Genomic DNA, 26366 nt, shown 5'->3' with positions numbered 1-26366 from the left:
TTCAAAGCGAAAAAATGCGCTCTATTCCGATAGGTAACCGGCTAGGCTTCTAACCCTCGAAATTGAAGGATGGATTCGATGCGTTGGCGCAACTCTTCCACGCACTACGGGCTGACCAGTATCGCGTTGCACTGGCTGGTGGCCGTCGCGGTCTTCGGATTATTCGCCCTGGGCTTCTGGATGGTCGGGCTTAACTACTACAGCAGCTGGTACCGCACCGCGCCGGACCTGCACAAGAGCATTGGCATCGTGTTGTTTTTGATCATGCTGCTGCGGGTGCTCTGGCGCTTCATCAGTCCGGCACCAGGGCCGTTGGCAAGCCAGGGCCGGCTAACCCAGCGGGCTGCCAAGCTTGGGCATGGGCTGCTCTACCTCGGCCTGTTCGTCGTCATGATCTCCGGCTACCTGATTTCCACTGCCGACGGCCGGCCGATCGGTGTGTTCGGCCTGTTCGACGTGCCGGCGCTCATCACCTCCATTCCGGACCAGGCCGATCGCGCCGGGCTGGTTCACGAGTATGCCGCCTGGGCGCTGGTGATCTTTGCCGTCGTACATGCCCTGGCCGCGCTCAAGCACCATTTCATCGACCGCGATGCGACGCTCAGGCGCATGCTCGGTTTCAATGCCGATTAATCATCAAAGACAGGAGAATCACTGATGCTCAAGAAAACCCTCGCGGCACTGATCCTAGGGTCCGCACTGGTCGGCGGCCAGGCATTCGCGGCCGATTACGCCATCGACAAGGAAGGCCAGCATGCCTTCGTCAACTTCAAGATCAGCCACCTCGGTTACAGCTGGCTGTGGGGCACCTTCAACGACTTCGACGGCGACTTCAGCTTCGATGCGGCCAAGCCGGAGGAGAGCAAGGTCAACGTCACACTGAAGACCGCCAGCGTCGACACCAATCATGCCGAGCGGGACAAGCATCTGCGCAGCGATGACTTCCTCAATGTCGCCAAGCACCCGACGGCCACCTTCGAGTCGACGTCGGTGAAGTCCACCGGCGAGGGCACCGCCGACATCACCGGCAACCTGACCCTCAACGGCGTGACCAAGCCGGTGGTGATCGCCGCCAGGTTCATTGGCGAAGGCAAGGACCCGTGGGGTGGCTACCGTGCCGGCTTCGAAGGCAGCACGACGCTGACCCTCAAGGACTTCGACATCAAGATGGATCTCGGCCCGGCCTCGCAGACGGTCGACCTGATCATCTCCGTCGAAGGTGTGCGCAAGTAAGCCCTGTTTCGGGTTGACGAACGCCGGCACCACGCCGGCGTTCTGCTTTGCGAAGGTTGCTCGCCGCTGACTGGACAGGACGCAACGCAATGTCTGGAATGCACGTTTCGCAACATTTAACCGGGACAGCGGGAGGTTTTGGCGGTTTACAGACAGTGATGGATGTAAGTATATTCCGGTCCATTCTGCTATCCGCATCTGCGGCGTGCTTTGCTCATTCCCGCCTGCCGGTTTTCAAGAGGTCTATCCATGTCGATCAAGTCAGCCAGTGCTGCCCTGATGTCCATTCTCGCCGTGGCTGTTTTCCTGGCCGGATGCCAGGAGGAAGCCGCGCCACCGGCGCAGCAGAAGCCCAAGGTAGGCATCGTCACCGTGCAGACGGAACCGTTCGCGGTGACCACCGATCTGCCTGGCCGCACGCGCGCCTACCGCATTGCCGAAGTACGGCCGCAGGTCAATGGCATCATCCAGAAGCGTCTGTTCACCGAAGGCAGTGACGTCAAGGCCGGGCAGCAGCTGTACCAGATCGATGCCTCGGTCTATGAAGCTACCCTGAAAAGCGCTCAGGCCAGCCTGGCTTCCAGCAAGTCGCTGGCTGACCGCTACGCCGAGCTGGTCAAGGATCAGGCTGTCAGCAAGCAGGCCTATGACGAGGCCCGCGCAGCCAGCCTGCAGGCCGAAGCGGAGCTGGAGCGCGCGCGCATCGACCTGCGCTACACCAAGGTGCTGGCGCCCATCTCCGGCCGCATTGGCCGTTCCGCCGTCACCGAAGGTGCGCTGGTCAGCAATGGCCAGGCGCAGGAGCTGGCGACCATTCAGCAGCTCGATCCGATCTATGTCGATGTGACCCAGCCGGCCCGCGACCTGCTGGCGTTGCGCCGCGATCTGGCCGAGGGCCGGCTGCAGAAGTCCGGCGAGAACGCCGCGCGGGTCAGCCTGAAACTGGAAGATGGCAGCGATTACGGCCATGAGGGCAAGCTCGAATTCAGCGAAGTGACGGTCGACCCTGGTACCGGTTCGGTGACCCTGCGCGCCGTCTTCCCCAATCCGGACAAGATTCTTTTGCCGGGCATGTTCGTCCATGCGCAGCTGGTGGCAGGCCTCAAGAGCGAGGCGATGCTGGTGCCGCAGCAAGGCGTGACACGCAACGCCAAGGGTGAACCGACCGCGATGGTGGTCAACGCGGAGAACAAGGTCGAGCTGCGCACGATCAAGACCGAGCGCGCGGTCGGCAACCGCTGGCTGGTCGGCGATGGCTTGCAGCCCGGTGATCGCGTGATCACCGAGGGGTTGCAGTTCATCCAGCCGGGTGTAGAGGTCGAGGTGGCGCCGGCGACCAACGTCGATAACCGGGGGGTGAGCGCACAGCCCCAAGGCCAAGAAGGCTGAGGGGTTACTAGTTCATGTCCAGATTCTTCATCGACCGGCCGATCTTCGCCTGGGTAATCGCCCTGGTGATCATGCTCGCCGGCGGCCTGTCCATCCTCAAGCTGCCGGTCAACCAGTACCCGAGCATCGCCGCGCCTGCTGTCGGCATCTCCGTCAGCTATCCGGGCGCCTCGGCGCAGACGGTGCAGGACACCGTGGTGCAGGTCATCGAGCAGCAGCTCAACGGTATCGACGGGCTGCGCTACATCTCCTCGGAAAGCAACTCCGACGGCAGCATGTCGATCACCGTGACCTTCGATCAGGGCACCAATCCCGATATCGCCCAGGTCCAGGTGCAGAACAAACTGCAGCTGGCGACCCCGTTGCTGCCGCAGGAAGTCCAGCAGCAGGGCATCCGTGTGACCAAGGCGGTGCGCAACTTCCTCATCGTCATCGGTCTGGTCTCCACCGACGGCAGCCTCGACCAGCGTGACCTGGCGAACTACATCGTCGCCAATATGCAGGACCCGATCTCGCGGACCAAGGGCGTGGGCGACTTCCAGGTGTTCGGTGCCCAGTACGCGATGCGCATCTGGCTCGACCCGGCCAAGCTGAACAACTTCAGCCTGACGCCGGTGGATGTCAGCTCGGCTATCCAGGCACAGAACGTCCAGGTCTCGTCCGGCCAGCTCGGTGGTTTGCCGGCGCTGCCGGGCCAGCAGCTCAATGCCACGGTTATCGGCAAGACTCGTCTGCAGACTCCTGAGCAGTTCCGCAACATCCTGCTCAAGGTCCACGCCGACGGCTCGCAGGTTCGCCTGGGTGATGTCGCCAAGGTCGAGCTGGGCGGTGAGAACTACTCGGTCAGCGCGCATTTCAACGGCAAGCCGGCTGCCGGCCTGGCGTTGAAACTGGCCACCGGCGCCAACGCGCTGGATACCGTCGAAGGCGTGCGCAAGACCATCGACGAACTCAAGCCGTTCTTCCCGCCGGGTGTCGAGGTGGTCTATCCGTACGACACCACACCGGTCATTTCCGCATCCATCACCGGGGTCATGCACACGCTGCTCGAGGCGTTCGTGCTGGTGTTCCTGGTGATGTACCTGTTCCTGCAGAACTTCCGTGCGACGCTGGTGCCGACGCTGGCGGTGCCGGTGGTGCTGCTGGGTACCTTCGGCGTACTGGCGGTGTTCGGCTTCAGCATCAACACGCTGACCATGTTCGCCATGATCCTGGCGATCGGCCTGCTAGTGGACGACGCCATCGTGGTGGTGGAAAACGTCGAGCGGGTGATGCGCGAGGAGGGCCTCTCGCCGCTGGAAGCCACGCGCAAGTCCATGGGCCAGATCCAGGGCGCGCTGATCGGCATTGGCGTGGTGCTGTCGGCGGTACTGCTGCCGATGGCCTTCTTCGGCGGATCGACCGGGGTGATCTACCGGCAGTTCTCGATCACCATCGTATCGGCCATGGTGCTCTCGGTGCTGATGGCACTGATCTTCACTCCGGCCCTCTGCGCGACGCTGCTCAAGCCGATCGACAAGGATGACCATCACGAGAAGCGCGGTTTCTTCGGCTGGTTCAATCGCACCTTCGATCGTAGCGTCAACGGCTACGAGCGGGGCGTACGGGGGGTGCTCAAGCGCAAGGCGCCATTCCTGCTGCTCTACGTGCTGATCGTCGGCGTGATGGTGGTGCTGTTCAGCCGCATCCCGACCGCGTTCCTGCCCGAAGAGGATCAGGGCGTACTGTTCGCCCAGGTGATGACGCCGTCGGGCTCGACTGCCGAACGCACCCAGCAGAGCATCGACGCCATGCGTCGCTACCTCTTGGAAGAAGAAGGCGACATCGTCCGTTCGGTGTTCACCGTGACCGGCTTCAGCTTTGCCGGCCGGGGCCAGAGTTCGGGTATCGCCTTCATCGGCCTCAAGCCGTGGAGCGAGCGCACCGACAAAGAAGACAGCGTATTCGCCCTGGCGCAGCGGGCGCAGCAGCATTTCGCCAGTTTCCGCGACGCCCAGGTGTTCGCCTTCGCGCCGCCGGCGGTGATGGAGCTGGGTAACGCCACCGGCTTCAACCTGTACCTGCAGGATCGTGCTGGTGTCGGCCAGGAGGTGCTGCAGCAGGCGCGGGACAAGTTCCTGCAGTTGGCCAGCCAGAGCCCGGTGCTGACCCGTGTGCGGCCCAACACCCTGCGCGACGAGCCGCAGTATCAGATCCTCATCGACGACGAGAAGGCGCGTGTGTTGGGCATTTCCCTGGCCGATATCAACAGCACGCTGTCGATCGCTTGGGGTGGTCGCTACGTCAACGACTTCATCGACCGCGGTCGGGTGAAGAAGGTCTACCTGCAGGGCATCCCCAGTGCACGGATGAATCCCGAGGACCTGGAGAAGTGGTACGTGCGCAACGATGCTGGCGAGATGGTGCCGTTCAGTGCCTTCGCCACGGGCGAGTGGACCTACGGCTCGCCGAAGCTGTCGCGTTTCAACGGCGTCAGCGCGATCGAGATGCTCGGCGAGCCGGCGCCCGGCTACAGCTCGGGCGATGCCATGGCCGAGGTGGAGCGCATCGCCGCCCAGCTGCCGCCGGGGGTGGGCTATTCCTGGACCGGCCAGTCCTACGAGGAGCGCCTGGCCGGCTCGCAGACGCTGGCGCTCTATGCCCTGTCGCTGCTGGTGGTGTTCCTCTGCCTGGCGGCCCTGTACGAGAGCTGGTCGATTCCGTTCTCGGTCATGCTGGTGGTGCCGCTGGGTATTGTTGGGGCGCTTGCCTTCACGCTGGCGCGTGGATTGTCCAACGAGGTGTTCTTCCAGGTCGGTCTGGTCACCACTATCGGCCTGTCGGCGCGTAACGCGATCCTCATCGTCGAGTTCGCCAAGGCGCTGCACGAGCAGGGCATGAGCTATGCGGACGCCGCCTTGCGTGCCTGCCGTATGCGTCTGCGCCCGATCATCATGACCTCTCTGGCGTTCATTCTCGGCGTGGTGCCGCTCGCCATCGCCTCCGGCGCGGGTGCCGGCAGCAAGCACGCCATCGGTACCGGGGTGATCGGCGGCATGCTCACCGCGGCGGTGCTGGCAATCTTCTGGATTCCGTTGTTCTACGTGATGATCTGCTCGTTCTTCGATCGCACGGATTCCGCCAGCGAAGGTGGGAAGGAGGATTCGCTGTGAACAAGTCTCTGTTGAGTCTCGCGCTCGTGGCGGCGCTGAGCGGCTGCTCGCTGATCCCCGAGTACCAGCGTCCGGATGCGCCGGTACCGGCTGACTGGCCACAGGGCGAAGCCTATTCGAAGGCATCCCCCGAGGCTCGGGCGCAGGCCCTTGGCTGGCGCGAGTTCTTCCGTGATCCGGCGCTGCAGCAGCTGATCGAAGTGGCTCTGGAGAACAACCGCGACCTGCGCGTCGCGGCGCTGAACGTCGATGCCTATCGCGCGCTATACCGCGTGCAGCGCGCCGATGTGTTGCCGGCGGTGAGCGCCGACGGCGCGGGGACGCGCAGCCGTACACCGGGCGATCTGAGCATGAGCGGCGAGCCGGCCATCAGCAGTCAGTACAGCGCCACCTTCGGCGTGTCCTGGGAACTGGATCTGTTTGGCCGCCTGCGCAGCCTGCGCGACCAGGCGCTGGAAGAGTTCTTCGCCAGCGAGGCCGCGCAGCGCAGCACGCAGATCAGCCTGATCGCCAGTGTCGCCAATGCCTGGCTGACGCTGCAGGCCGATCAGGCGCTCCTGCAGGTCACCCGCGATACGCTCAAGACCTACGAGGAAAGCCTGGGCCTGACTCAGCGCAGCTTCGATGTCGGTGTCGCCTCGGCGCTGGAGCTGCGCCAGGCGCGCAGTGCAGTGGACAGTGCGCGGGTGAGTATCGAGCAGTACACCCGTCTGGTGGCGCAGGATCGCAACGCACTGACGTTGTTGCTGGGGCAGGCATTGCCGACCGGACTGCCGGCAGACGATCGGCTGGAGCGGACCCAGCTGGCACCGTTGCCGGTCGGACTGCCCTCGGATCTGCTGCAGCAGCGCCCTGACATCCTGCAGGCGGAGTATCAGCTGCGCGCGGCCAACGCCAGCATCGGCGCGGCGCGCGCGGCCTTCTTCCCGCGCATCAGCCTGACCGGTGCGGCAGGTACCGCCAGCCGTGAGCTGTCCGGCTTGTTCGACGGCGGTTCCGGTTACTGGAGTTTCTCGCCGAGCATCAGCGTGCCAATCTTCAATGCCGGCCAGTTGCGCGCGAATCTGGACTACGCAGAGATCAGCAAGAACATCCAGGTCGCGCAGTACGAGAAGGCGATCCAGACCGCATTCCGCGAAGTGGCCGATGGTCTCGCGGCGCAGGCCACCTACACCCGCCAGGTGCAGGCGCAGCGCGATCTGCTGGCGACCAGCGAGGACTACTACAACCTTGCCGAGCGCCGTTATCGCACCGGCGTGGACAGCTATCTGACCGTGCTCGATGCGCAGCGCCAGTTGTTCAGCGTGCAGCAGCAGCTGATCAGCGATCGCCTCGCGCAGATGACCAGCGAGGTCAATCTGTTCAAGGCCCTGGGCGGTGGCTGGCAGGAAACGCTGCAGGCGGCGCCCGCCGAGGGCTGAGTGACATCGACGGCTGTCCCCGGTTCTGGGGAGCGGTCGTCGAGTGGATAAAAAAACGCCGCCCGATGGGCGGCGTTTTCGTTTCGGACGCGGGGCTCAGGCCTCGCGGTTGCGCGTCAGCAGCGCCGGCTTCTCGCCACGCGGGCGAGACGGCAGCTGCTCGAGCTGCTCCAGGCTCGGCAGGCGGTCGATCTTCGATTCCTTGTGGATGATCACCGGCTGCTTCTCGCGCGGCTTGGCCGCTTCCTGGCGCGTCACGGCCGGTTCATCGATGCGGCGACCTTCGTTCTTGCGCCGTGGCTGACCGTTGCGTGGCTGGCCATTGCGCGCAGTCTGGCCCTGGCCCGCAGCCGAACGCTTGCCCTTGCCGCCCGCTGCGCCGCCGCCATTGCGCGCGGCTCCGGCTGCGCGCGGTGCGGAGCCGGGCTGGGCCTGGCCGCCGGAGCGACGTCCGCGGTTCTGCTTGTTCTGATAGGGGCTCACGTAGTCCACCCGGTTGCCGAAGTTGTCCACCTCGTCATCAAGGAACTCGTCCGGCGCCCGGTCCGGTGGCAGCTGGGGCGGCCCGGCGACGACCGGGCCCTGGGCGGCCGCGCCATCACGGGCGGGCTTGCGCGCCTTGCTCTTGCTGCGGCGGTTGCGCTCCTTCGGCTCGCCGCCCTTTTCTGCCGGCTTGTCGCGTTCGCCACGTGCCTTGCGCTCGCCACGCTGCGGGCGTGGTTGGCGGGGCTCGCGTACTTCCGGCTTCTCGGCTTCGATGCTGCTGGCGTCGAAGCCCTGCAGATCGCCATCCGGGATGCGCTGCTTGGTCATGCGCTCGATGCCCTTGAGCAGCTTTTCCTCGTCCGCCGCCACCAGCGAAATGGCTTCACCGCTGCGCCCGGCACGGCCGGTGCGGCCGATGCGGTGCACATAGTCTTCCTCGACATTGGGCAGCTCGAAGTTGACCACGTGCGGCAGCTGATCGATGTCCAGGCCGCGGGCAGCGATATCGGTGGCCACCAGAATGCGCACCTGGTTGGCCTTGAAATCGGCCAGGGCCTTGGTGCGCGCGTTCTGGCTCTTGTTGCCGTGAATCGCGGCAGCCGGCAGGCCGTGCTTCTCCAGGTACTCGGCCAGGCGGTTGGCGCCGTGCTTGGTACGGGTGAAGACCAGCACCTGTTCCCAGGCGCCCTGGGTGATCAGGTGGGCGAGCAGGGCGCGCTTGTGACTGGCGGCGACGCGGAACACGCGCTGTTCGATGCGCTCGACGGTGGTGTTCGGCGGGGTGACCTCGATGCGCTCCGGATTGTGCAAGAGCTTGCCGGCAAGGTCGGTGATGTCCTTGGAGAAGGTGGCCGAGAACAGCAGGTTCTGGCGCTTGGCCGGCAGCTTGGCCAGGACCTTCTTGACGTCATGGATGAAGCCCATGTCGAGCATGCGGTCGGCTTCGTCGAGGACGAGGATTTCCACGTGCGACAGGTCGATGGCCTTCTGGTTGGCCAGATCGAGCAGGCGACCGGGGCAGGCGACCAGCACGTCGACGCCCTTGGCGACGGCCTGGATCTGCGGGTTCATGCCGACGCCGCCGAAGATCACCGCGCTTTTCAGCGGCAGGTCGCGGGCGTAGATCTTGAAGCTGTCGTGAACCTGGGCGGCGAGTTCGCGGGTCGGTGTCAGTACCAGCACGCGCGGCTGCTTCGGGCCGTAGCGATGTTCACGATCCGGGTGACCACCCGGAAACAGTAGTTCGAGTACCGGCAGGGCGAAACCGCCTGTCTTGCCGGTACCGGTCTGGGCGGCGACCATCAGGTCACGGCCTTGCAACACGGCGGGAATGGCCCGCTGTTGCACGGGAGTAGGCTGGGTGTAACCGGCGGCCTCGACGGCACCGGCCAAAGCCTCGGAGAGACCGAGGGAAGCAAAGGACATGAGTAATCCTGTCTTGTAAGGGGCGATGCCCTGGGATGATCATGCCTGGCCCGAATCGCGACTGGCGTGCGATCCCGTCCGGTCCTGCCGCGCATGGTGATGGCGACATCCGGGCGTAAGCCTGGCGGAAGCGCGGAGTATAACAGAGCCTGTCAACGCCGCATTGCTCTGACAGTGTCGCAGGTCACGGGTTCATTAGCCAGCTCCGTATTTCCCCGGAGCTGGCCGGAACTCAGTGCGACAGGCCGAGGTTGTTCCAGATCGCCAGGCTCGGCTCGGCCTGGTTCAGCGTGTAGAAGTGCAGGCCCGGGGCGCCGCCGGCCAGCAGCTTCTGGCACATCTCGGTGATCACCTGCTCGCCGAAGGCCTGGATGCTCTGCATGTCGTCGCCATAGGCTTCGAGCTGCTTGCGTACCCAGCGTGGAATTTCCGCGCCGCAGGCATCGGAGAAACGCGCCAGCTTGCTGTAGTTGGTGATCGGCATGATGCCGGGCACCACCGGCGTTTCCACCCCGAGCTTGCGCACGCGCTCGACGAAGTAGAAATAGCAGTCGGCATTGAAGAAGTACTGGGTGATTGCACTGTCGGCGCCGGCCTTGGCCTTGCGCACGAAGTTCGCCAGGTCGTCCTCGAAGTTGCGTGCCTGGGGATGCATCTCCGGGTAGGCGGCGATCTCGATATGGAAGTGGTCACCGGTTTCGGCGCGGATGAACTCCACCAGCTCATTGGCGTAGCGCAGCTCGCCGCTGGCCATGCCCATGCCGGACGGCAGATCGCCACGCAGGGCGACGATGCGCTTGATGCCGGCACTCTTGTAGAGGTTCAGCAGCTCGCGCAGCTCGGCTTTGGTGTCGCCGACACAGGACAGGTGCGGCGCGGTGGGGATCTTCACCTCACCGTCGAGTTGCAGCACGGTGTTCAGGGTGCGGTCGCGCGTCGAGCCACCGGCACCGTAGGTGCAGGAGAAGAAGTCGGGCTGATAGCCTGCCAGCTGGCGGGCCACGTTCAGCAGTTTTTCATGCCCGGCTTCGGTCTTGGTGGGGAAGAACTCGAAGCTGATGGACGGGCGGTTCGAAGAGGTCATACAGAAATTCCTTGAGCTGCACATCGCCGACCCCGAGCGCTAGGGCTCGGTGGTCGGCGGCATGACCTGCTTAGTAGCGGTAGCTGTCCGGCTTGAACGGACCTTCGACGGCAACGCCGATGTACTCGGCCTGCTTGGCGGTCAGCTGGGTGACCACGCCACCGAAGCCCTTGACCATCTCCAGCGCCACTTCCTCGTCGAGCTTCTTCGGCAAGACCATGACGGTGACGTTCTGGGTCTTCTCGGCCACCGGCAGGTCGGCGAACTTCTCGTTGTAAAGGTGGATCTGCGCCAGTACCTGATTGGCGAACGAACCGTCCATGATCCGGCTCGGGTGACCGGTGGCGTTGCCCAGATTCACCAAACGGCCTTCGGCGAGCAGGATCAGATAGTCATCATTGGCCGGATCGACGCTCTTGCCGGTGCGGTGGATCTTGTGCACCTGCGGCTTGACCTCTTCCCAGCCCCAGTTGGCGCGCATGAAGGCGGTGTCGATCTCGTTGTCGAAGTGGCCGATGTTGCATACCACGGCGCGCTTCTTCAGCGCCTTGAGCATGCCGGCGTCGCAGACGTTGACATTACCGGTGGTGGTGACGATCAGGTCGATCTTGCCCAGCAGCGCGGCGTCGACGCTGGCGTCGGTGCCGTCGTTGAGACCGTTCTTGTACGGCGAGACCAGCTCGAAGCCGTCCATGCAGGCCTGCATGGCGCAGATCGGGTCGACTTCGGACACCTTGACGATCATGCCTTCCTGGCGCAGCGACTGTGCCGAGCCCTTGCCCACGTCGCCGTAGCCGATGACCAGCGCCTGCTTGCCGGAGAGCAGGTGATCGGTAGCGCGCTTGATGGCGTCGTTGAGGCTGTGGCGGCAGCCGTACTTGTTGTCGTTCTTGCTCTTGGTGACCGAGTCGTTGACGTTGATCGCCGGCACTTTCAGGGTGCCGCCCTTGAGCATGTCGAGCAGGCGGTGCACGCCGGTGGTGGTTTCCTCGGTGATGCCATGCACGCGCTCGAGTACCTGCGGGTACTTGTCATGCAGGATCTGGGTCAGGTCGCCACCGTCGTCGAGCACCATGTTGGCGTCCCACGGCTGGCCGTCCTTGAGGATGGTCTGCTCGATGCACCACTCGTATTCTTCCTCGGTTTCGCCCTTCCAGGCGAATACCGGGATGCCGGCAGCGGCGATGGCGGCAGCGGCCTGGTCCTGGGTGGAGAAGATGTTGCAGGAGGACCAGCGTACCTCGGCGCCGAGGGCGATCAGCGTCTCGATCAGCACGGCGGTCTGAATGGTCATGTGGATGCAGCCGAGGATTTTCGCGCCCTTGAGCGGCTGCTCGGCCGCGTACTTCTTGCGCAGGCCCATCAGGGCGGGCATTTCCGATTCGGCGATGATGATCTCGCGGCGGCCCCAGGCGGCCAGGGAAATGTCGGCGACCTTGAAGTCGGTGAAACCGGCAGGCGTCATGACAGCACTCATCGAAGAGTTCTCCATTCGTATAGATGCGAATGGGCGCCGTTGATGCGTTCTAGGAAACGCCCCATCCGAGCCTGACAGGCCTGCTCTGTAACAGAGCAACCTGCTGCAGCGCCCCTCGGACGGGTGGCGGGCACGATCGAAGCGGAGTCGATCGCGTGAAGCCCGGCGATTATAGCGATGACCGCCGGCAATCCCAAGCTGTCCGTCAGTAAGTGCTGGCCGAGTTGCCGCGGCAGATTCGTCGGACCAGCCGGCCGATGCTCAGCCCTTGCACCAGGATCGAGAACAGGACGACCAGGTAGGTGATGTTGAGCAGCAGGTTGCGCTCTTCGCTGGCCGGCAGTGCCAGGACCAGCGCGACCGAGATGCCGCCGCGCAATCCGCCCCAGGTCAGGATGCGTACCGTGCCGGCAGGCAACGCACGGCCTGCCGCACGCAACGCCAGCGCTGCCGGGCCGACTGCGGCGAGGCGTGTGGCCAGTATCAACAGCGTTACGCAGAGGGCGATCAGCAGGTACTGGGCACTGAACGGTAGCAGCACCAGTTCCATGCCGATCAGCACGAACAGCACGGCATTGAGGATTTCGTCCAGCAGCTCCCAGAAGTTGTCCAGGTTTTCCCGCGTATGCCTGGACATTGCATGGCGTCGGCCCTGATTGCCGATGATCAGCCCGGCTACGACCATGGCGATCGGGCCGGATAGGTGCAGATGTGTCGCCAGCGTGTAGCCGCCCAGCACCAGCGCGAGCGTCAGCAGGACCTCGACCTGATACTGGTCGATGCTCTTGAGCAGGGCGAAGGTCAACGCCCCGAGCAGGGCGCCGAGCAGGATACCGCCTCCGGCTTCCTCGACGAACAGCCAGAGCGCCTCGCCAGCCCCCGGCGCCTCTCCGCGCGCCAGCACGCCGAGCAGCACGGTAAACACCACCACCGCGACGCCGTCATTGAACAGCGACTCCCCGACAATGGTGGTCTCCAGCGCCTTGGGTGCGCCCGCCGAGCGCATGATGCCGAGCACGGCAATCGGGTCGGTTGGCGAGATCAGTGCGCCGAACAGCAGGCAGAAGATCAGCGGCGGCTGCAGCCCGAACAGCCCGAAGATCCACCAGCTGCCCAGGCCGATCACAGCGGTGGAGAACAACACGCCGACCGTCGCCAGCAGGCCGATGGCCCAGCGCCGGGCACGCAGATCGGCCAGATTGATGTGCAGTGCGCCGGCGAACAGCAGAAACGACAGCATGCCGTCCATCAGCAGGTGATTGAAGTCGATCCGCCCGACCAGCGCCTCGATGCGTTGCTCAAGCAGTGGCAGGCCGAGCATGGCCAGACCGTGCAACAACAAGGAGAACAGCAGCGCGGTGGCCATCACGCCGATGGTCGGGGGCAGGCCGATGAAGCGGTAATTGACGTAGGCGAGCAGCGCCGTGAGGCTGATGAATATTGCGGCGAGTTCGAGCATGAAACCCTCGCATGAGGTCAGTGATGCAAGGGTGGACTCGCCAGGTGCGCGATTGGTGCCGGCTGCGCCCGGCTTTGCCGGCCAGGCGGTGGGTGACGAACTCAGCGCAGGGCGCGGCGTCGAACCAGAAGGTTCGGTGAACCTTGCCGGGCGAAACCGTTTCAGGAGACCACCATGAACCCCATGCTTCGCTTAGCGCCCGTGTTACTTGTTGGCGCTTTCAGCCTGCCTGCCGCTGCCAAATCCTGCTATGTGCACAGCGAAACCTCCGGTGCGGTTCCTGCGCCAGTGGTGACCGAGCAGTGTTTCGAATTCCACGGCGTGGACAAGGACGACGCCATCGACTGGGTCTGCCAGGACAACGAGGCCGTGAGAAATTCGCGCCGCGAGCTTCGCGACAGCTGTCCCGACGGCCACTTCGGTGTCTGCACCGCGCCGATGACGGCGGAAACGCTGGCCAACGAGCGTGCCACCGGCTCCCAGGCGAAGAACGGTACCTTGCCCAGCCAGGTGGGCGGTGAGGCGACGATCGTCACCTATCACTATCACGCCAGTGATCGGGCCCAGGCCAAGATCGATTGCGAAAGCGCTGGCGGCAGCTGGTCGCAATAGCCTGCCGGGCAATCGTTGCTGACGAAGTCGAAATCCGACTGATTTGTTCAGCCGCGCATGGACGGGGATAATCCCGCGCTTTGCATCGACGAGTGGTTGAACCATGAAGCTGAGTTTGCTGAGCCTGCCCCTGCTTGCTGTCCTGGCGCTGACGGGCTGCGATCGGGTCGATCCCAATTCGCCGCTGGGCAAGCGCAAGGCGATCTATCAGGCAATGCTCGATACCAAGGAAGACCTGGGCGGAATGTTGCGCGGGCGCATTCCGTTCGATGGCGACGCCTTTCGCTCCGGTGCGGTCAAGCTGGACGAGCTTTCGCGGCAGCCGTGGCAGCATTATCCCGAGGTGAAGGAAGAACAGAGCGATGCGCGCGACGACGTTTGGCAGCGTCAGGAACGCTTCAACGAGCTGGCACGTGCGCTGGAGGCCGAAACGGCCGCGCTGGTCGAAGTGACCACGGCTGCGCCGGTCACGGCCGAGGGTGTGGCGCCGGCGTTCCAGCGCGTCGAGGATGCCTGCGAGACCTGCCACAAGGAATTTCGTGCCTATTGAGGTGAGTCATTGGCGCAGCGCCTCGAGCTTTTCCCGGGACTTGGCCAGCTGATTGCGGCGCAGCTCGATCAGCTGCGCGTCGCCGGTACCCAGCGCCTGGCGTAACAGCGTTTCGCGCCGCTCCACCTCACCATAGACGCGCTCGTACTCGACCTGCCGCGGATGCAGCGCGACCAGGCCCTGGCATTGCTCGGTCAGGGTCTGCAGCTCGTGATTGAGCTGCGTCTGTTGCAGCTTGTCGCCCTGCAGGCGTGCCTGTTGCAGCTGCTCGCCCAGCGCCTGACGCTCGGTCTGGCACTGGCTCTCGACGGTCGAAGGGGCTGCCAGCAGCGGGCTGATGACGGCCGTACCGATCAGCAGGGCAAATGGCCAATGTCGCAAAGACATGCCTCGCCTCCATGATTGTTATTCAGCCTCTATCGACAGCGGGGTAGAGCGAAAGTCCCTCAGGTACCCGGAATGCCGACGACCCGTAGCCTTTCACGCAGCGCTTGCAGTTCGGGTTCGCGAAAGAATGCCTGAAGCTGGTTCGCTCGCGCCGGTCCCACGCCGGCTTCGACCTGCCATTGCGCCGGGGCCCGCGCTGCCAGTGCGTCCCAGTCCAGATTCACTTGCGGTGCTTTGCCGGGCATGCCCAGCGCCTTCAGCCACTGCGCCAGCGGTCGTTTGCGGGCCTGGGCGAAGGTGGTCGCCAGTTTGCTCGCGCGCGCTTCGCCGATGCCCGGCACCTGCTGCAGCGTGACGGCATCCAGCGTCAGCCAGGCGAGCAGGTCGGGTAGCAATCCGGCGTCGAGCAGCGCCTGCCAGCTGCCGGCTCCGATGCCGTCGAGGGCGAGGCCCTGCTTGCCGCCGAGCCAGACAAGTCGGGAAAGAAACTGCTGCTCGCAGCCGGGCAGTGGCCGCCAGCAACTGTGCGGGTGATAACGGTTCGGCTCAGGCACGGCCACTGCGGCCCGCTCCGTGGCGCGCCAGGCCACTGAGTCCAGCTGCGGAATGCTGTGCCCGGCGAGCGCAACCGCGACCCGGTCGCCGGGGCGCACGTCCAGCGCCCGCCAGCGCTCCAGCGAGCCGAGGCTCAGCGTGCGAATGCGTCGGCCGTCGAGCTGGACCGGGACGAGCTGCAGCAGCGGCGTGATGCGCCCGGTGCGACCGATGCGAAACTCCACCTCGCGCACCTCGGTCAACGCCTTGCGCAGCGGGTACTTCCAGGCGGCGGCCCAATAGGGTTCCGCCTGCCAGCGCTCGGCCGGTGGACGCTGACCCTGGCGCAGCACCACGCCATCGCTGGCGAACGGCAACGCTTGGCGGTACCAGTGCTCGCGCCAATGTTGCGCTTGTTTGAAGCTCTGAACCGGTAGCGTAAGCGCCTGGCTGTCGGCGAAACCAAGCTCAGCCAAGCGTGCGAGGCGGGTTTGCATCGGCGCAGGGCCGTTTGGCCAGTCCCAGATGAACAGGCCGATCCGCGCGGCGCTGCTGGTGCCCAGACTGTTGCTGGCCATGGCGCCAGCGACGCGCCCGCGAGCCCCCGCGCTGCCGTGGGTGGCCTGGACATGCTGGTCCATTCGCCAATACAGCTCCCCCTGCAGAATGACCTCGCCGGCCAGCGCCAGGCGCGCCGGGATCGCCGCCAGTCTGCGGGCATTGGCCGTCCAGTCCTGCCCGGTGAGGCCGTCGCCGCGGCTGATGGCCTGCTGCAGGACGCCGTCGCGATAGACCAGGGTGACCGCGACACCGTCTATCTTGGGCTGGATCCACAGGTCCTCGCGCCGCGCGATCCAGGCGGCGACCGCCTGCTCATCGGCGAGCTTGGCCAGGCCGGTCTGGCGGATCGGATGGCGAAGCGGGCCGCCGGCGCCGGCCAACGGGTCCGGAGCCGCGAGGGTGCTGGGGAAACAAAGGTGCCAGTCGTGCAGGCGCGCACGGCTCTGGTCGTAGATTTCGTCATCCACCAGCGCCAGGCCGCGGCGGTGATAGGCGTCGTCCCACTCGGCGAGCTGCGTTTGCAGCTGGTGGATTTCCTGCTGTGCTCGGGCGTCGTCCCAGGTTGGGCAGGTGGCGAGGCAGACAGGGGTAAACAGGCACAGCGATAGTGCGATCAGGCGTTGCATGACGAGCATCCTTGCTCTGGTGACAGGAGCGTGGCCCGCCGTCGCTGGCGGGCCGATGCCGGATTGTCGCCTGCCTGGCGCGTGCCGACCGTGCGTCAGCGCATGTTGAACAGCTCCTGATGGAAATCTCGCGGTGGCAGGCCGTGGCGCTGCAGGTCCTTGCTCAGATCCTGACCAAAGCCGGCCGGGCCGCAGAACCAGACGTCACTGTTCTGCCACTGCGGCGCCAACTGGCGCAGGCGCTCGGGTGTCAGCCGGCCGCCCTCGCTGGCTACCAGCACGTGCAGACGCACGCGAGCGCGTTCGGCCAGCTGACGGATGCGCTCGATGAAGCCCTGATCCGGCGCGCTGGTGCAGTAGAACAGGTCGACGTTGTCGCCCGTGCCGCTGTCGGCCAGCGCCTGCAGGCGGCCAATGAACGGCGCGATGCCGATGCCGCCGGCCACCCAGATCTGACGCGGCTGGCGGCTGTGGAAATCGAAGCAGCCATAGGGCCCTTCGACCTTCACCGCGTCGCCCACCTTCAGGGTGTCCGGCAGGGTACGGGTGTAGTCACCGAGCCCCTTGATGGAGAAGGCCAGCTTGCCGTCGTTGCACCAGGCCGAGGAGAGGCTGAAGGGGTGCGGCCCTTCCTTGTCGTCGAAAGTGACGAAGGCGAACTGCCCGGCCTTGTGCCCCGGCCAGGCGCCGTCGAGCTTGATATCGACGCGCAGCACGCGGTTGTCGCGGTGATGGGTCAGGCTTTCGATGCGGCCGACCACCTGATGCTTGCGGCCGATGCGGCGCAGCAGCGAAATGCAGGCAGCGACAGAGCCCGACGCCATCAGCACGGCGAGAACCAGGCCCAACGGCGAGGTCCAGTAGTCGGGCGGGGTCAGCACGATCGAGTGCGCCACCAGGGCCAGGTAGATCAGCGCCAGCCAGCGGTGCGTCTTGAAGAACCAGCGATAGGGGAAGCGCTTGACCAATGCCAGCACGATGAGGATGACGGCGGCATAGAAGGCCCATTCACCGATGTCCTCGGCGAGGCCGCGGAAACGCTGCAGCACGGCGAAGATGCCTTCGTGCCCCTGGCCCTCGCCGGCGCGCCGGGCCGGCTTTTCCAACCAGCCGAAGCCGACCAGCCATTTCGGAATCTGCCCCCAGCCCCAGTGGAAGATGGCGATCACCAGCGCGCTGATGCCCAGCCACTTGTGCAGCCGATAGGTCTTGTCCAGGCCGTCGAAGAAGCGTTCGAAGCGCCGCGGCCGCACCGCCAGTATCATCGCCACGCTCATCGCGACGATGCCGAGCACCCCGCTGTAGTGCACCATTACCTTGCGCAGCGGCCAGATCTGATAGCGCGCCATGATGAAGTCATCCACCAGCAACCAGAGCAGCGTCAGTCCGACGAACAGCGCGACGTAGGTGAGTTTTATCTGTCTCATCTCGGGAAAGCCTCCTTGCTGGCGTCCCGTATGCCAGCGCTTCCAAGCATCTGTGCAGCGCCGCGACGCCGCCATGATCACGGTCACTACGAAGCGTGACTGGGAGACGGCGGGCGCTCTGCGTTGCGTTTTTATCTACAATTCCGCCCCTGATTCCTCGAAGAGACGAGCCCGTGCAACCAGTGATCGCCATCGAGCAGCTCACCAAGACCTACGCTTCCGGCCACCCGGCGCTCAAGCGCATCGACCTCGAGATCCGCAAGGGCGAGATCTTCGCCCTGCTCGGGCCGAACGGCGCCGGCAAGACCACGCTGATCAGCATCATCTGCGGCATCGTCAATCCCGGCAGCGGGCGAGTGCTGGTCGACGGCCACGACATCGTCCAGGACTACCGCGCCGCCCGCTCGAAGATCGGCTTGGTGCCGCAGGAGCTGTTCAACGAGGGCTTCGAAAGCGTCTGGGCGACGGTGCGGTTCTCGCGCGGCCTGTTTGGCAAGGCGCCTGACGATTCGTTCCTGGAGAAACTGTTGCGCGATTTGTCGCTATGGGACAAGCGCCATGCCCGAATCCTGGAGCTTTCCGGCGGCATGAAGCGCCGCGTGATGATCGCCAAGGCGCTGTCCCACGAACCATCGATCCTGTTCCTCGACGAGCCCACCGCCGGCGTCGACGTCGAGCTGCGTCGCGACATGTGGGAGATGGTCCGCGGCCTGCGCGAGCGCGGCGTGACCATCATCCTCACCACGCACTACATCGAGGAGGCCGAGGAGATGGCCGACCGCATCGGGGTGATCAGCAAGGGCGAGATCATCCTCGTCGAGGACAAGCATGTGCTGATGCACAAGCTCGGCAAGAAGCAGCTGACCCTGCACTTGCAGCGTCCGCTGACGGCGATCCCGGGCGAGCTGGCCGACTATCCGCTGGAGCTGACCGATGCCGGCAATCAGCTGGTGTTCACCTTCGATGCCCAGCACGAGGACACCGGTATCGCCGAGCTGCTCAGGCGCCTGGCCGCCCACGGCATCGATTTCAAGGACCTGCAGTCGAGCCAGAGCTCGCTGGAAGAAATCTTCGTCAACCTTGTTCACGGTCGCTGAGGAAAAGCCCGCATGAATTTCTACGCGATCCGCGCGATCTACCTGTTCGAACTGGCGCGCACCTGGCGCACCCTGCTGCAGAGCATTGCCACCCCGGTGATCTCGACGTCGCTTTACTTCGTGGTATTCGGCTCGGCCATCGGCGCACGCATGGAGGCGATGCACGGCATCCCCTACGGCGCGTTCATCATCCCCGGCCTGATCATGATGGCGCTGCTCACCGAGAGCATTTCCAATGCCTCGTTCGGCATCTACATGCCGCGCTACTCGGGGACGATCTACGAGGTGCTGTCGGCGCCGGTGTCCTACATCGAGATCGTCATCGGCTACGTCGGTGCGGCGGCGACCAAGTCGCTGGTGCTCGGCGTGATCATCCTCATCACCGCGCGGCTGTTCGTCGACTACGAGATCCAGCATCCGCTGATGATGGCGCTGTTTCTGGTGCTGACGGCGATTACCTTCTGCCTGTTCGGCTTCATCATCGGCATCTGGGCCGACGGCTGGGAGAAGCTGCAGATCGTCCCGGCGCTGATCGTCACGCCGCTGGCCTTTCTCGGTGGCAGCTTCTATTCCATCGAGATGCTGCCGCCGCTGTGGCAGAAGGTCACCCTGTTCAACCCGGTGGTCTACCTGATCAGCGGCTTCCGCTGGAGCTTCTACGGTGTCTCGGACATCAGCGTCGGCATCAGCCTGGCGATGATCCTCGGCTTCCTCGCCGCCTGCCTGCTGGCGGTGTGGTGGATATTCAAGACCGGCTATCGCTTGAAGAACTGAGGACGGGAAGGCGGTTTTGCGGGCAGCGCAGGATTCGCTCTACCGGATCGGCTGATGCAGCTCTCGGCATCCTGCACCGAGAGCTGCGGCTGGTGGATCAGAGCCCCTGAGGTAGGAAACGGGTGGCCCCGCTCACATCATCGATTTTCTTGATGCGCAGGGCCTTGTGGCAGGTCTCGTCGCGCGTTCCGCTCGGACAGTAGCGGCTGATGAACGCATCCAGCGTCATGTCGGAGCCATCCACGGTGAGGATGCGGCGCCAGTATTCGCCGTCGATTCCCTGGGCTTGTCGCTCCCGAGTTCTTTCCTGATCCACTTCCAGACGACCACGCACGTCAACGTTGGGAACGCTTGGTACTGGGTCTTCATTCGAGCAGCCGGATAACGCCAGGCATGCGAATGCCAGCATTGTAATGTGCTTCATGAAATCATCCTGAAAGCCCCGGCTTGCCGGGGCTGTAGCTGAGCCTTAGTCGAAGAGGCGCTTGGAGCGATTGACTTCGGCTTGGCCGGCATCTTCGAGCAGAGCCTTGGTGCCGGAAGTTACGTTGCGCAGCGAGTCCGCCTCCGACTGGATCACGTCGGTACGTGCGGCCTGATCGCGCAGTTCGGCATCGATATAGTCGTTGGCGCGCGCGGTGCGTGCACGCTTGGCCTGAAGCTCCAGGCGACGCTCTTCGAGCTCGAGGGCTCGTAGTTCGTCCTCGAAGGCTTCCTCGCGCGAGCGGACACGCTTGTTCTCCGCTTCGATCGCAGCGCGCTGCTCGCTAGCTCGTTTCTGTGCGGCTTGCTGCGCGGCGGCGCGCTGGCGCCGCTCGGTCTCCTCTCGGGCTTCTGCTCGGGCACGGGCGGCTGCAGCCTCGCGGATTCGCTCGGCTTCGGCAGCGGCCTCAGCCTGCTTGGTCTGCTGTTCGATCTGGTAGAGCTGATCGAATTGATTGGCGGCGACAGATGTAGAGACGAGCAGCGCAGTTGTTGCGAGAAGGGCGAGTCTCATCGCTTAACCCTTCTGCGGCTCGGGGCAGGTCGCATTCGGCTGAATGCGTGTCTCGTTGTTGATGGTCATCACCATCAAGGAGATTTCACCTGCCTTGAACTCGCAGGGACGGCCAACCTGAGCCGAGGTGAAGATCTTGCCGTTTTCCGAATAGCCGATGAGCACGCCGGGAACCAGCGAGGTGTCGCTGACCAGCGAGCCAGCCATGGCGCCGGCGGCACCGCCGGCGACCCCGCCGACGATGGCCGTGTCAGTGTTGTTCTGGTTGCCCAGCGCGGCGCCACCAATGGCACCGAGCAGGCCGCCGACCATCATGGCGGCTTTCTTGTTCTGCTCGTTGCTGACTTTGATCTTGGTGGCGGAGACGGTGACGATCTTGACCGTCTTAGCCTCCTGCTGCGTGTTGACCTGTGAGGCGTCGAAGACGTCCGCCTGGTACTGCTCGCCGGTGCTTTGGCAGCCGGTAATCAGCGTGGCGATGGCGAGCGATAGGCAGCAACGTTTGATCATGATCCTTTTTCCTTATCCCTGATCGTGGTTCTGAATCCGTGACGCATCCGTACATGGATGGCGATTTGATATCAGTTTATGCGGGGCAGGAAATTGCGGTAAACCCTCGGCTGGCTGCCGCAGGGCAGGCTCAGCGGGCAAAAAGCGGCGCCAATACTGGGGGATTGATAGCAATCTGCGGCAGATGGTCGCGTCCAGGCCTGCGCCTGTATCAAGGTGGTGGCGCGGCAATGAAAAAGCCCCGCACGGCATGGCCGGCGGGGCTTGGCTGCTGCGTGGGTTGGTTAGTTACAGCCCCGCTGCAGCACGCAGTGCGTCGGCCTTGTCGGTGCGCTCCCAGGTGAAGGCGGTGAAGGTGTCGGCACCCACCGTCATTTCGTAGGGGTTGCGGCCGAAGTGGCCGTAGGCCGCGGTGGCGCGATACATCGGGTGTAGCAGGTCGAGCATGCGAGTGATCGCGTAGGGACGCAGGTCGAAATGCTCGCGCACCAGGGCGATGATCTTCTCGTCGCTGAGCTTGCCGGTGCCGAAGGTGTTCAGCGAGATGGAGGTCGGCTGTGCCACGCCGATGGCGTAGGACACCTGGATCTCGCAGCGGTCGGCGAGGCCCGCGGCAACGATGTTCTTGGCGACGTAGCGGCCGGCGTAGGCGGCGCTGCGGTCGACCTTGGACGGGTCCTTGCCGGAGAAGGCGCCGCCGCCGTGGCGGGCCATGCCGCCGTAGGTATCGACGATGATCTTGCGACCGGTCAGGCCGCAGTCGCCGACCGGGCCGCCGATGACGAATTGGCCGGTCGGGTTGATGTGGTACTGGGTGTCCTTGTGCAGCAACTCGGCCGGCAGGCTGTGCTTGATGATCAGCTCCATCACCGCTTCGCGCAGGTCGCTCTGCTTGACGTCGGGGTTGTGCTGGGTCGACAGCACCACGGCATCGATACCGGCGACCTTGCCGTTCTCGTAGCGGCAGGTGACCTGGCTCTTGGCATCCGGGCGCAGCCACGGCAGCAGGCCGTTCTTGCGCGCCTCGGCCTGGCGCTCGACCAGGGCATGGGAGAAGCGGATCGGCGCCGGCATCAGCACGTCGGTCTCGTTGCTGGCGTAGCCGAACATCAGGCCCTGGTCGCCGGCACCTTGGTCTTCCGGCTTGGTGCGGTCGACGCCCTGGGCGATATCCACCGACTGCTTGCCGATGATGTTGATGATGCCGCAGGTGGCGCCGTCGAAACCGACCTCCGAGCTGTTGTAGCCGATGTCGACGATGACGTCGCGCACCAGTTGCTCCAGATCGACCCAGGCGCTGGTGGTCACTTCACCGGCGACGATGGCCACACCGGTCTTGACCAGGGTTTCGCAGGCCACGCGGGCGTGCTTGTCCTCGGCGATGATGGCGTCGAGCACCGCATCGGAGATCTGGTCGGCGATCTTGTCCGGATGCCCTTCGGATACGGACTCGGAGGTGAAAATCGAGTATTCGCTCATCTATCGGTTTCCTATTACCGGTGGGTGAGTCGGTCGTCAGGAGCGGACCGGGAGAAGCACCGGGCCTGGATCTGAAAACCGTTTTTCAAGCCAATGTAGAGGCTCTCGCCGGGCGTGAGCCCCGCGGCATCGGCCCAACGGGCCAGATCGTCCTGTTCGAAGCCCAACCAGAGATCGCCGCAGGCCTCCCTGGCCCAACTCTGGTTGTGGCTGCACAGCTCCGTGACCAGCAGACTACCGCCTGCGTTCACCAGCCGTGCCAGTTGTTTCATCGCTTCGCCCGGCGCTGCCAGGTGATGCAGCACCATGTTCAACACCACACAGTCGGCTGGGCGGCAGTCGTCGTGCAGTGCGTCGGCGAGCTTCAGCTCGACGTTGTCGAGCCCCTCCTGTTCGCAGCGGGCACGCGCCAGGTCGAGCATCGCCGGGCTGTTGTCCAGCGCCACGACGCGGGCGAAGCGACCAGCCAGTTCCGGTAAAAAGCTGCCGTCGCCGGGGCCGACTTCCAGCGCCGTGGCGTCGGCAGCGAAGTTCAGCGCGTCGAGCAGGGCCACCACGCTGTCGCGGTACTGCGGCAGGCCGGCGATCAGGTCCTGGCGGGCCTGAAAGCTGTCGGCCATGCGCGCGAAGAAATCCTCGCTGGCGGCGCTGCGCTGGGCATGCACGGCGGCGATGCGCGCCTCGATCTCGCGCGGCAGTTCCAGGCGGTCCGCTTCTTCCAGCAGCGCCGCATGCAGCCTGCCGCCGAGGCTGTCGAGCTGCGGCAGGCTGCGCCGGTAGAACACGGCATTGCCTTCGCGGCGGGTCGCCAGCAGCCCGGCCTGGGTCAGCACCTTGAGGTGATGGCTCATTCCCGACTGGCCGGTGGCGAAGATCTGCGCCAGCTCCAGCACGCCGAACGAGTCGCTGGCCAACGCGCGCAGCACGTTCAGCCGCAGCGCATCGCCGCCGGCCTTGCACAGGGCGGCGAGCTGGTCACTGGCGTCGTAACGGATCTGGGGAAAGCGCAGGCTCATAGGCCGCGAAGTCTAGTCGGACCGTTTTCACCCAGCAAGGGCAATATCAAAAAGTTTTGATATTGCCCTTGCTGGCGCAGGGTCAATGCAGCAGGCGGGACAGTCCGAGGGTGCAGGAGACCAGACCCAGGCCGATGAGGAAGTAGTTGGGCAGGATATCCAGCAGGCGCTGGATCAGCCCTTCGCCGGCCAGGCGACGCGACAGCAGGCTGTAGGTGAGCAGGATGCTCAGGTCGATGATTGCCCAGATCAGGATGAGCACCATTGCCTGCGGCGCGAACGGCTGCGCGGGCAGGATGAAGCCGGGCAGAAAGGCGAGGAAGAACAGGATGTCCTTCGGGTTGGACAGGCCCACCGCCATGGCCCGCCAGAAATAGTGCGCTTCACTGCGGGTTGGCGTGGCGGTGTCGCTGCGGCCGCCACACAGGCCGTCGCAGCCGAGCCAGATAAGGTAGAGCCCGCCAAGGATCTGGCCGGCCTCGAGCACGATCGGTTGCAGGTCCAGCGCCAGGTAGATCATCACCAGCGCGGCGATCATCAGTACCTGGGCCGATACCACGCCACCGAGAATCGTCCACAGCGGCCAGCGGCGGCGGGCGTCGGCCACCACCAGGGCGACGACGGGGCCGGGCGAGGCGATCAGCAGGGCAACGGCGGCGGCAAAGGCGAGGTAGGTGGCGTTCATAGTTCGGTCACCAGGCCGAAGACCCGGCTGCGGTTGCCCAGGCGCTCGGTGTAGAAGTTCGGATTGGAAATGGCGAATGCCCGCTGTATCCAGCGGTCGCTGCCGTCGAAGCGGGCGCTGAACGGGCTGCGCGCATGGGCGGTGCGGCGATTGTCGATGATCAGCAGGTCGCCACGATTCAGCCGTACCGGCTCGACCACGTCCCAGGCGATGCTGCGCAGTTTGTCCAGCAGCTGCTGGGCACGGTTGCTGAAGGCCTGCATGAAGTGCGGGTCGAAGCGGAAGAACGGCGCATCCGGATCACCGTAGAGCACCGTCTGGTGGCGATTGATGTCGATGCGCTGGTTCTTCGAAGTCGGTCCGTAATCGGAGAGGAAGTTGTATGGCTCGGTGAGAAAGAACGCCTGCTCCTCGAAGGTCAGGCGCTGCAGGATGCGCTCGATCGAGGCGATGTAGGTCACCGCTTCGGCTGCCGGGTCCTGGCGCAGGCAGAGCAGAACCAGATGATCGGGCAGGACGGCATGGAAGGCGTTTTCCGTGTGCAGGTCCAGTTCGGTGTCGAAACTGTCGGAGGTGGCCGCCCGTGACAGCGCTTGTTGCGGGAAGAAATTGTTGACGATGCAGCCGTCGGACTCCTGGGTGTAGCCGATCGGCTCGCCGAGCAGGGCGGTCGCCTGCAGCAGCAGGCGTTCGCTGCTGTCGTCCGGTTTGCGAATGTCCTCGCGGCTGACGGGCGTGGGCGGGATATCGCCGATCGGCAGGTTTTCCAGCAGAAGGAAGCCTTGCTTGTTGCCGAACAGGCGGAAGTTGATGATCTGACCGATCTGCTCATGGCGCAGTGCACCTTGTGCCACCGCGTTGGCCAGAAGCCGCTCGTAATGATCGTTTTGCATGCGTCGTTCCCTGAGTTTTATTGTTGCTGGGCGATGACAGGCGGTGGCCCGGTATTGGCCTTGAGCCTTGTGCTGGCGCAGTATTGGCGGCGGCGAATGCGATGAAAAACGGAAAAAACGAGGAGGAAGCATGAGTGAAAGTCATGCATGACGGAGCGGCTGAATCGCTTCGCATGCCGCCGCTCTATGCCCTACGGGCCTTCGAGGCGGCGGCGCGTTTCGGCTCCTTCACCCAGGCGGCGCAGAGCCTGTTCATCACGCAGAGCGCGATCAGTCGGCATGTGAAGACGTTGGAAGAGCACCTCGGCTGCCAGTTGTTCGAACGCCACGGTCCGCGGCTGCTCCTGACCGATGCCGGTCGTTTGCTGGCGCAGGAGCTGAGGGTCGGGTTTCGGACCATCGAGAATGCCTGCGTCGCGGTTACCCGACAGCGCGGCGCGTTGCGTCTCAAGGCGCCCTCGACGCTGACCATGCGCTGGCTGCTCGCCACGCTGGAAGGCTTCCAGGTGGCCAACCCGCAGAACCGCGTGCAGCTGACCAGCGCCTGGATGGACCTGGACGCCGTGGACTTCCACAGCGAGCCGTTCGACTGCGCGATCTTGCTCGGCAATGGCGGCTTTCCTGCCGATTGGCGCCGGGTCAAGCTGTTCGATGAATGGCTGGTGCCGGTCTGTGCGCCCGAGCTGCTCGGGGCCGCGCCGTGGAGCACGCAGCAGCTGGCGCAGGCCGAGCTGATCCATCCGTCGCGCGACTGCCGTGACTGGCGGCGCTGGCTGCAGCGCACCGGGCGGGCGGATGAGGTCGCCTGGCAGCAGGGCAAGCTGTTCGACACCCTGGAGCTGGGCATCTCCGCCGCTGCTCAGGGGCATGGCGTGTCGATCGGTGATCTGGCGCTGGTCGGTGCCGAGCTGCAGCGCGGCAGTCTGGTGCTGCCGTTCGGGCAGGCGGTCAAATCCGGCGACAGCTACTACCTGGTCTGGCCGGCCGGCGACAGCGAGTCTTCCACCTTGACGCGCATGCGCGACTATCTGCTCGAGCACCTGCCGGATGTCACCGGGCAGGGCATCGAGCTGTTGGATTGACGGTGCTTGC

24 protein-coding genes and 1 riboswitch are annotated in these 26366 nt (G+C 64.7%); of the genes, 10 read left to right on the top strand and 14 right to left on the bottom strand.

The window, feature by feature from the left end; genetic code table 11:
- The first annotated feature begins 78 nt into the window (after positions 1 to 78).
- From OUY36_RS20375 to adeC, 5 genes are all read left to right on the top strand, one after another.
- Positions 79 to 633 (top strand): cytochrome b, encoded by a 555-nt coding sequence (locus OUY36_RS20375; RefSeq protein ID WP_267931422.1) that lies wholly within the window; start codon positions 79 to 81, stop codon positions 631 to 633.
- 24 nt (positions 634 to 657) lie between these two features.
- Positions 658 to 1233 (top strand): YceI family protein, encoded by a 576-nt coding sequence (locus tag OUY36_RS20370; RefSeq protein ID WP_102838886.1) that lies wholly within the window; start codon positions 658 to 660, stop codon positions 1231 to 1233.
- Positions 1234 to 1482: 249 nt separating this feature from the next.
- Positions 1483 to 2622 carry an efflux RND transporter periplasmic adaptor subunit gene (locus tag OUY36_RS20365; RefSeq protein ID WP_063540703.1) on the top strand — a complete coding sequence of 380 codons (1140 nt, stop codon included), beginning with the start codon at positions 1483 to 1485 and terminating at the stop codon, positions 2620 to 2622.
- A gap of 14 nt (positions 2623 to 2636) precedes the next feature.
- Positions 2637 to 5774 carry an efflux RND transporter permease subunit gene (locus tag OUY36_RS20360; RefSeq protein ID WP_267935787.1) on the top strand — a complete coding sequence of 1046 codons (3138 nt, stop codon included), beginning with the start codon at positions 2637 to 2639 and terminating at the stop codon, positions 5772 to 5774.
- The gene (adeC, locus tag OUY36_RS20355) at positions 5771 to 7195 is read left to right on the top strand and encodes an AdeC/AdeK/OprM family multidrug efflux complex outer membrane factor (protein WP_230724219.1); all 1425 of its coding nucleotides are present in this window, start codon (positions 5771 to 5773) and stop codon (positions 7193 to 7195) included. The genes OUY36_RS20360 and adeC overlap by 4 nt, the downstream gene beginning before the upstream one ends.
- Before the next feature lie 96 nt (positions 7196 to 7291).
- Here adeC and OUY36_RS20350 read toward each other — a convergent pair whose 3' ends face one another.
- The 4 genes from OUY36_RS20350 to OUY36_RS20335 all read right to left on the bottom strand — a co-directional run bounded on the left by OUY36_RS20350 (position 7292) and on the right by OUY36_RS20335 (position 13126).
- Positions 7292 to 9106 (bottom strand): DEAD/DEAH box helicase, encoded by a 1815-nt coding sequence (locus OUY36_RS20350; RefSeq protein ID WP_267935786.1) that lies wholly within the window; start codon positions 9104 to 9106, stop codon positions 7292 to 7294.
- A 232-nt stretch (positions 9107 to 9338) separates the two neighbouring features.
- The gene (metF, locus tag OUY36_RS20345) at positions 9339 to 10190 is read right to left on the bottom strand and encodes a methylenetetrahydrofolate reductase [NAD(P)H] (protein ID WP_267935785.1); all 852 of its coding nucleotides are present in this window, start codon (positions 10188 to 10190) and stop codon (positions 9339 to 9341) included.
- Positions 10191 to 10260: 70 nt separating this feature from the next.
- Positions 10261 to 11667 (bottom strand): adenosylhomocysteinase, encoded by a 1407-nt coding sequence (ahcY, locus tag OUY36_RS20340; RefSeq protein ID WP_267935784.1) that lies wholly within the window; start codon positions 11665 to 11667, stop codon positions 10261 to 10263.
- Positions 11668 to 11691: 24 nt separating this feature from the next.
- Positions 11692 to 11790, bottom strand: a riboswitch (S-adenosyl-L-homocysteine riboswitch).
- Positions 11791 to 11872: 82 nt separating this feature from the next.
- Positions 11873 to 13126 (bottom strand): cation:proton antiporter, encoded by a 1254-nt coding sequence (locus OUY36_RS20335; RefSeq protein ID WP_267935782.1) that lies wholly within the window; start codon positions 13124 to 13126, stop codon positions 11873 to 11875.
- Between the two features lie 174 nt (positions 13127 to 13300).
- Here OUY36_RS20335 and OUY36_RS20330 point away from each other — a divergent pair, with 174 nt between their 5' ends.
- Together OUY36_RS20330 and OUY36_RS20325 are read left to right on the top strand one after the other, a co-directional pair.
- Positions 13301 to 13738, top strand: a complete 438-nt coding sequence (locus OUY36_RS20330; RefSeq protein ID WP_200597354.1) for a hypothetical protein — start codon at positions 13301 to 13303, stop codon at positions 13736 to 13738.
- 103 nt (positions 13739 to 13841) lie between these two features.
- On the top strand, positions 13842 to 14288 hold the full coding sequence (locus OUY36_RS20325) for a c-type cytochrome (protein WP_063540711.1): 447 nt from the start codon (positions 13842 to 13844) through the stop codon (positions 14286 to 14288).
- A gap of 6 nt (positions 14289 to 14294) precedes the next feature.
- Here the strand turns inward: OUY36_RS20325 and OUY36_RS20320 are convergent, their stop codons facing one another.
- The 3 genes from OUY36_RS20320 to OUY36_RS20310 all read right to left on the bottom strand — a co-directional run bounded on the left by OUY36_RS20320 (position 14295) and on the right by OUY36_RS20310 (position 17823).
- Complete coding sequence (locus tag OUY36_RS20320; RefSeq protein ID WP_063540712.1) at positions 14295 to 14675, bottom strand: DUF1090 domain-containing protein; 381 nt, start codon at positions 14673 to 14675, stop codon at positions 14295 to 14297.
- Between the two features lie 59 nt (positions 14676 to 14734).
- Positions 14735 to 16396 carry an NAD-dependent DNA ligase LigB gene (gene ligB / locus OUY36_RS20315; RefSeq protein WP_267935780.1) on the bottom strand — a complete coding sequence of 554 codons (1662 nt, stop codon included), beginning with the start codon at positions 16394 to 16396 and terminating at the stop codon, positions 14735 to 14737.
- 95 nt (positions 16397 to 16491) lie between these two features.
- Positions 16492 to 17823, bottom strand: coding sequence for a ferredoxin reductase family protein (locus OUY36_RS20310; RefSeq protein WP_200597358.1), 1332 nt, complete (start codon positions 17821 to 17823; stop codon positions 16492 to 16494).
- Between the two features lie 173 nt (positions 17824 to 17996).
- Here OUY36_RS20310 and OUY36_RS20305 point away from each other — a divergent pair, with 173 nt between their 5' ends.
- Entirely contained in the window at positions 17997 to 18920 is a 924-nt protein-coding gene (locus OUY36_RS20305; protein WP_267935778.1) for an ABC transporter ATP-binding protein, read from the top strand.
- Positions 18921 to 18932: 12 nt separating this feature from the next.
- Positions 18933 to 19694: an ABC transporter permease gene (locus OUY36_RS20300; RefSeq protein WP_102838873.1), complete on the top strand. Its 762-nt coding sequence runs from the start codon at positions 18933 to 18935 to the stop codon at positions 19692 to 19694.
- Positions 19695 to 19791: 97 nt separating this feature from the next.
- On the opposite strand, the gene OUY36_RS20295 is transcribed toward OUY36_RS20300, so the two are convergent.
- The 7 genes from OUY36_RS20295 to OUY36_RS20265 all read right to left on the bottom strand — a co-directional run bounded on the left by OUY36_RS20295 (position 19792) and on the right by OUY36_RS20265 (position 25274).
- A complete protein-coding gene (locus OUY36_RS20295; protein ID WP_156245007.1) occupies positions 19792 to 20118 on the bottom strand; it encodes a hypothetical protein in 327 nt (108 codons plus the stop codon).
- A gap of 45 nt (positions 20119 to 20163) precedes the next feature.
- Entirely contained in the window at positions 20164 to 20691 is a 528-nt protein-coding gene (locus OUY36_RS20290) for a DUF5384 family protein (RefSeq protein WP_063540718.1), read from the bottom strand.
- Between the two features lie 3 nt (positions 20692 to 20694).
- Complete coding sequence (locus OUY36_RS20285; protein WP_063540719.1) at positions 20695 to 21201, bottom strand: hypothetical protein; 507 nt, start codon at positions 21199 to 21201, stop codon at positions 20695 to 20697.
- A gap of 288 nt (positions 21202 to 21489) precedes the next feature.
- On the bottom strand, positions 21490 to 22680 hold the full coding sequence (metK, locus tag OUY36_RS20280; protein WP_125872061.1) for a methionine adenosyltransferase: 1191 nt from the start codon (positions 22678 to 22680) through the stop codon (positions 21490 to 21492).
- 14 nt (positions 22681 to 22694) lie between these two features.
- On the bottom strand, positions 22695 to 23696 hold the full coding sequence (locus OUY36_RS20275; protein ID WP_267935777.1) for an ArsR/SmtB family transcription factor: 1002 nt from the start codon (positions 23694 to 23696) through the stop codon (positions 22695 to 22697).
- An 82-nt stretch (positions 23697 to 23778) separates the two neighbouring features.
- On the bottom strand, positions 23779 to 24381 hold the full coding sequence (locus OUY36_RS20270; protein ID WP_125872059.1) for a LysE family translocator: 603 nt from the start codon (positions 24379 to 24381) through the stop codon (positions 23779 to 23781).
- Positions 24378 to 25274 (bottom strand): TauD/TfdA family dioxygenase, encoded by an 897-nt coding sequence (locus OUY36_RS20265; RefSeq protein ID WP_110778856.1) that lies wholly within the window; start codon positions 25272 to 25274, stop codon positions 24378 to 24380. The genes OUY36_RS20270 and OUY36_RS20265 overlap by 4 nt, the downstream gene beginning before the upstream one ends.
- A 143-nt stretch (positions 25275 to 25417) precedes the next feature.
- Here OUY36_RS20265 and OUY36_RS20260 point away from each other — a divergent pair, with 143 nt between their 5' ends.
- Positions 25418 to 26356 (top strand): LysR substrate-binding domain-containing protein, encoded by a 939-nt coding sequence (locus tag OUY36_RS20260; RefSeq protein ID WP_267938221.1) that lies wholly within the window; start codon positions 25418 to 25420, stop codon positions 26354 to 26356.
- The last annotated feature ends 10 nt before the right edge of the window (positions 26357 to 26366 follow it).

The organism is Stutzerimonas sp. R40042 (assembly GCF_026642215.1).
Lineage (GTDB): Bacteria > Pseudomonadota > Gammaproteobacteria > Pseudomonadales > Pseudomonadaceae > Stutzerimonas > Stutzerimonas frequens.
Note: the sequence above shows the minus strand (reverse complement) of the source record. Positions and strands in the feature narration are given on the sequence as shown.

Coding starts and splice junctions, on each gene's coding strand:
- OUY36_RS20375 (WP_267931422.1), top strand. CDS start 79: ATGCGTTGGCGCAACTCTTCCACGCACTACGGGCTGACCAGTATCGCG.
- OUY36_RS20370 (WP_102838886.1), top strand. CDS start 658: ATGCTCAAGAAAACCCTCGCGGCACTGATCCTAGGGTCCGCACTGGTC.
- OUY36_RS20365 (WP_063540703.1), top strand. CDS start 1,483: ATGTCGATCAAGTCAGCCAGTGCTGCCCTGATGTCCATTCTCGCCGTG.
- OUY36_RS20360 (WP_267935787.1), top strand. CDS start 2,637: ATGTCCAGATTCTTCATCGACCGGCCGATCTTCGCCTGGGTAATCGCC.
- OUY36_RS20350 (WP_267935786.1), bottom strand. CDS start 9,106: ATGTCCTTTGCTTCCCTCGGTCTCTCCGAGGCTTTGGCCGGTGCCGTC.
- metF (WP_267935785.1), bottom strand. CDS start 10,190: ATGACCTCTTCGAACCGCCCGTCCATCAGCTTCGAGTTCTTCCCCACC.
- ahcY (WP_267935784.1), bottom strand. CDS start 11,667: ATGAGTGCTGTCATGACGCCTGCCGGTTTCACCGACTTCAAGGTCGCC.
- OUY36_RS20335 (WP_267935782.1), bottom strand. CDS start 13,126: ATGCTCGAACTCGCCGCAATATTCATCAGCCTCACGGCGCTGCTCGCC.
- OUY36_RS20330 (WP_200597354.1), top strand. CDS start 13,301: ATGAACCCCATGCTTCGCTTAGCGCCCGTGTTACTTGTTGGCGCTTTC.
- OUY36_RS20325 (WP_063540711.1), top strand. CDS start 13,842: ATGAAGCTGAGTTTGCTGAGCCTGCCCCTGCTTGCTGTCCTGGCGCTG.
- OUY36_RS20320 (WP_063540712.1), bottom strand. CDS start 14,675: ATGTCTTTGCGACATTGGCCATTTGCCCTGCTGATCGGTACGGCCGTC.
- ligB (WP_267935780.1), bottom strand. CDS start 16,396: ATGCAACGCCTGATCGCACTATCGCTGTGCCTGTTTACCCCTGTCTGC.
- OUY36_RS20310 (WP_200597358.1), bottom strand. CDS start 17,823: ATGAGACAGATAAAACTCACCTACGTCGCGCTGTTCGTCGGACTGACG.
- OUY36_RS20300 (WP_102838873.1), top strand. CDS start 18,933: ATGAATTTCTACGCGATCCGCGCGATCTACCTGTTCGAACTGGCGCGC.
- OUY36_RS20295 (WP_156245007.1), bottom strand. CDS start 20,118: ATGAAGCACATTACAATGCTGGCATTCGCATGCCTGGCGTTATCCGGC.
- OUY36_RS20290 (WP_063540718.1), bottom strand. CDS start 20,691: ATGAGACTCGCCCTTCTCGCAACAACTGCGCTGCTCGTCTCTACATCT.
- OUY36_RS20285 (WP_063540719.1), bottom strand. CDS start 21,201: ATGATCAAACGTTGCTGCCTATCGCTCGCCATCGCCACGCTGATTACC.
- metK (WP_125872061.1), bottom strand. CDS start 22,680: ATGAGCGAATACTCGATTTTCACCTCCGAGTCCGTATCCGAAGGGCAT.
- OUY36_RS20275 (WP_267935777.1), bottom strand. CDS start 23,696: ATGAGCCTGCGCTTTCCCCAGATCCGTTACGACGCCAGTGACCAGCTC.
- OUY36_RS20270 (WP_125872059.1), bottom strand. CDS start 24,381: ATGAACGCCACCTACCTCGCCTTTGCCGCCGCCGTTGCCCTGCTGATC.
- OUY36_RS20265 (WP_110778856.1), bottom strand. CDS start 25,274: ATGCAAAACGATCATTACGAGCGGCTTCTGGCCAACGCGGTGGCACAA.
- OUY36_RS20260 (WP_267938221.1), top strand. CDS start 25,418: ATGCATGACGGAGCGGCTGAATCGCTTCGCATGCCGCCGCTCTATGCC.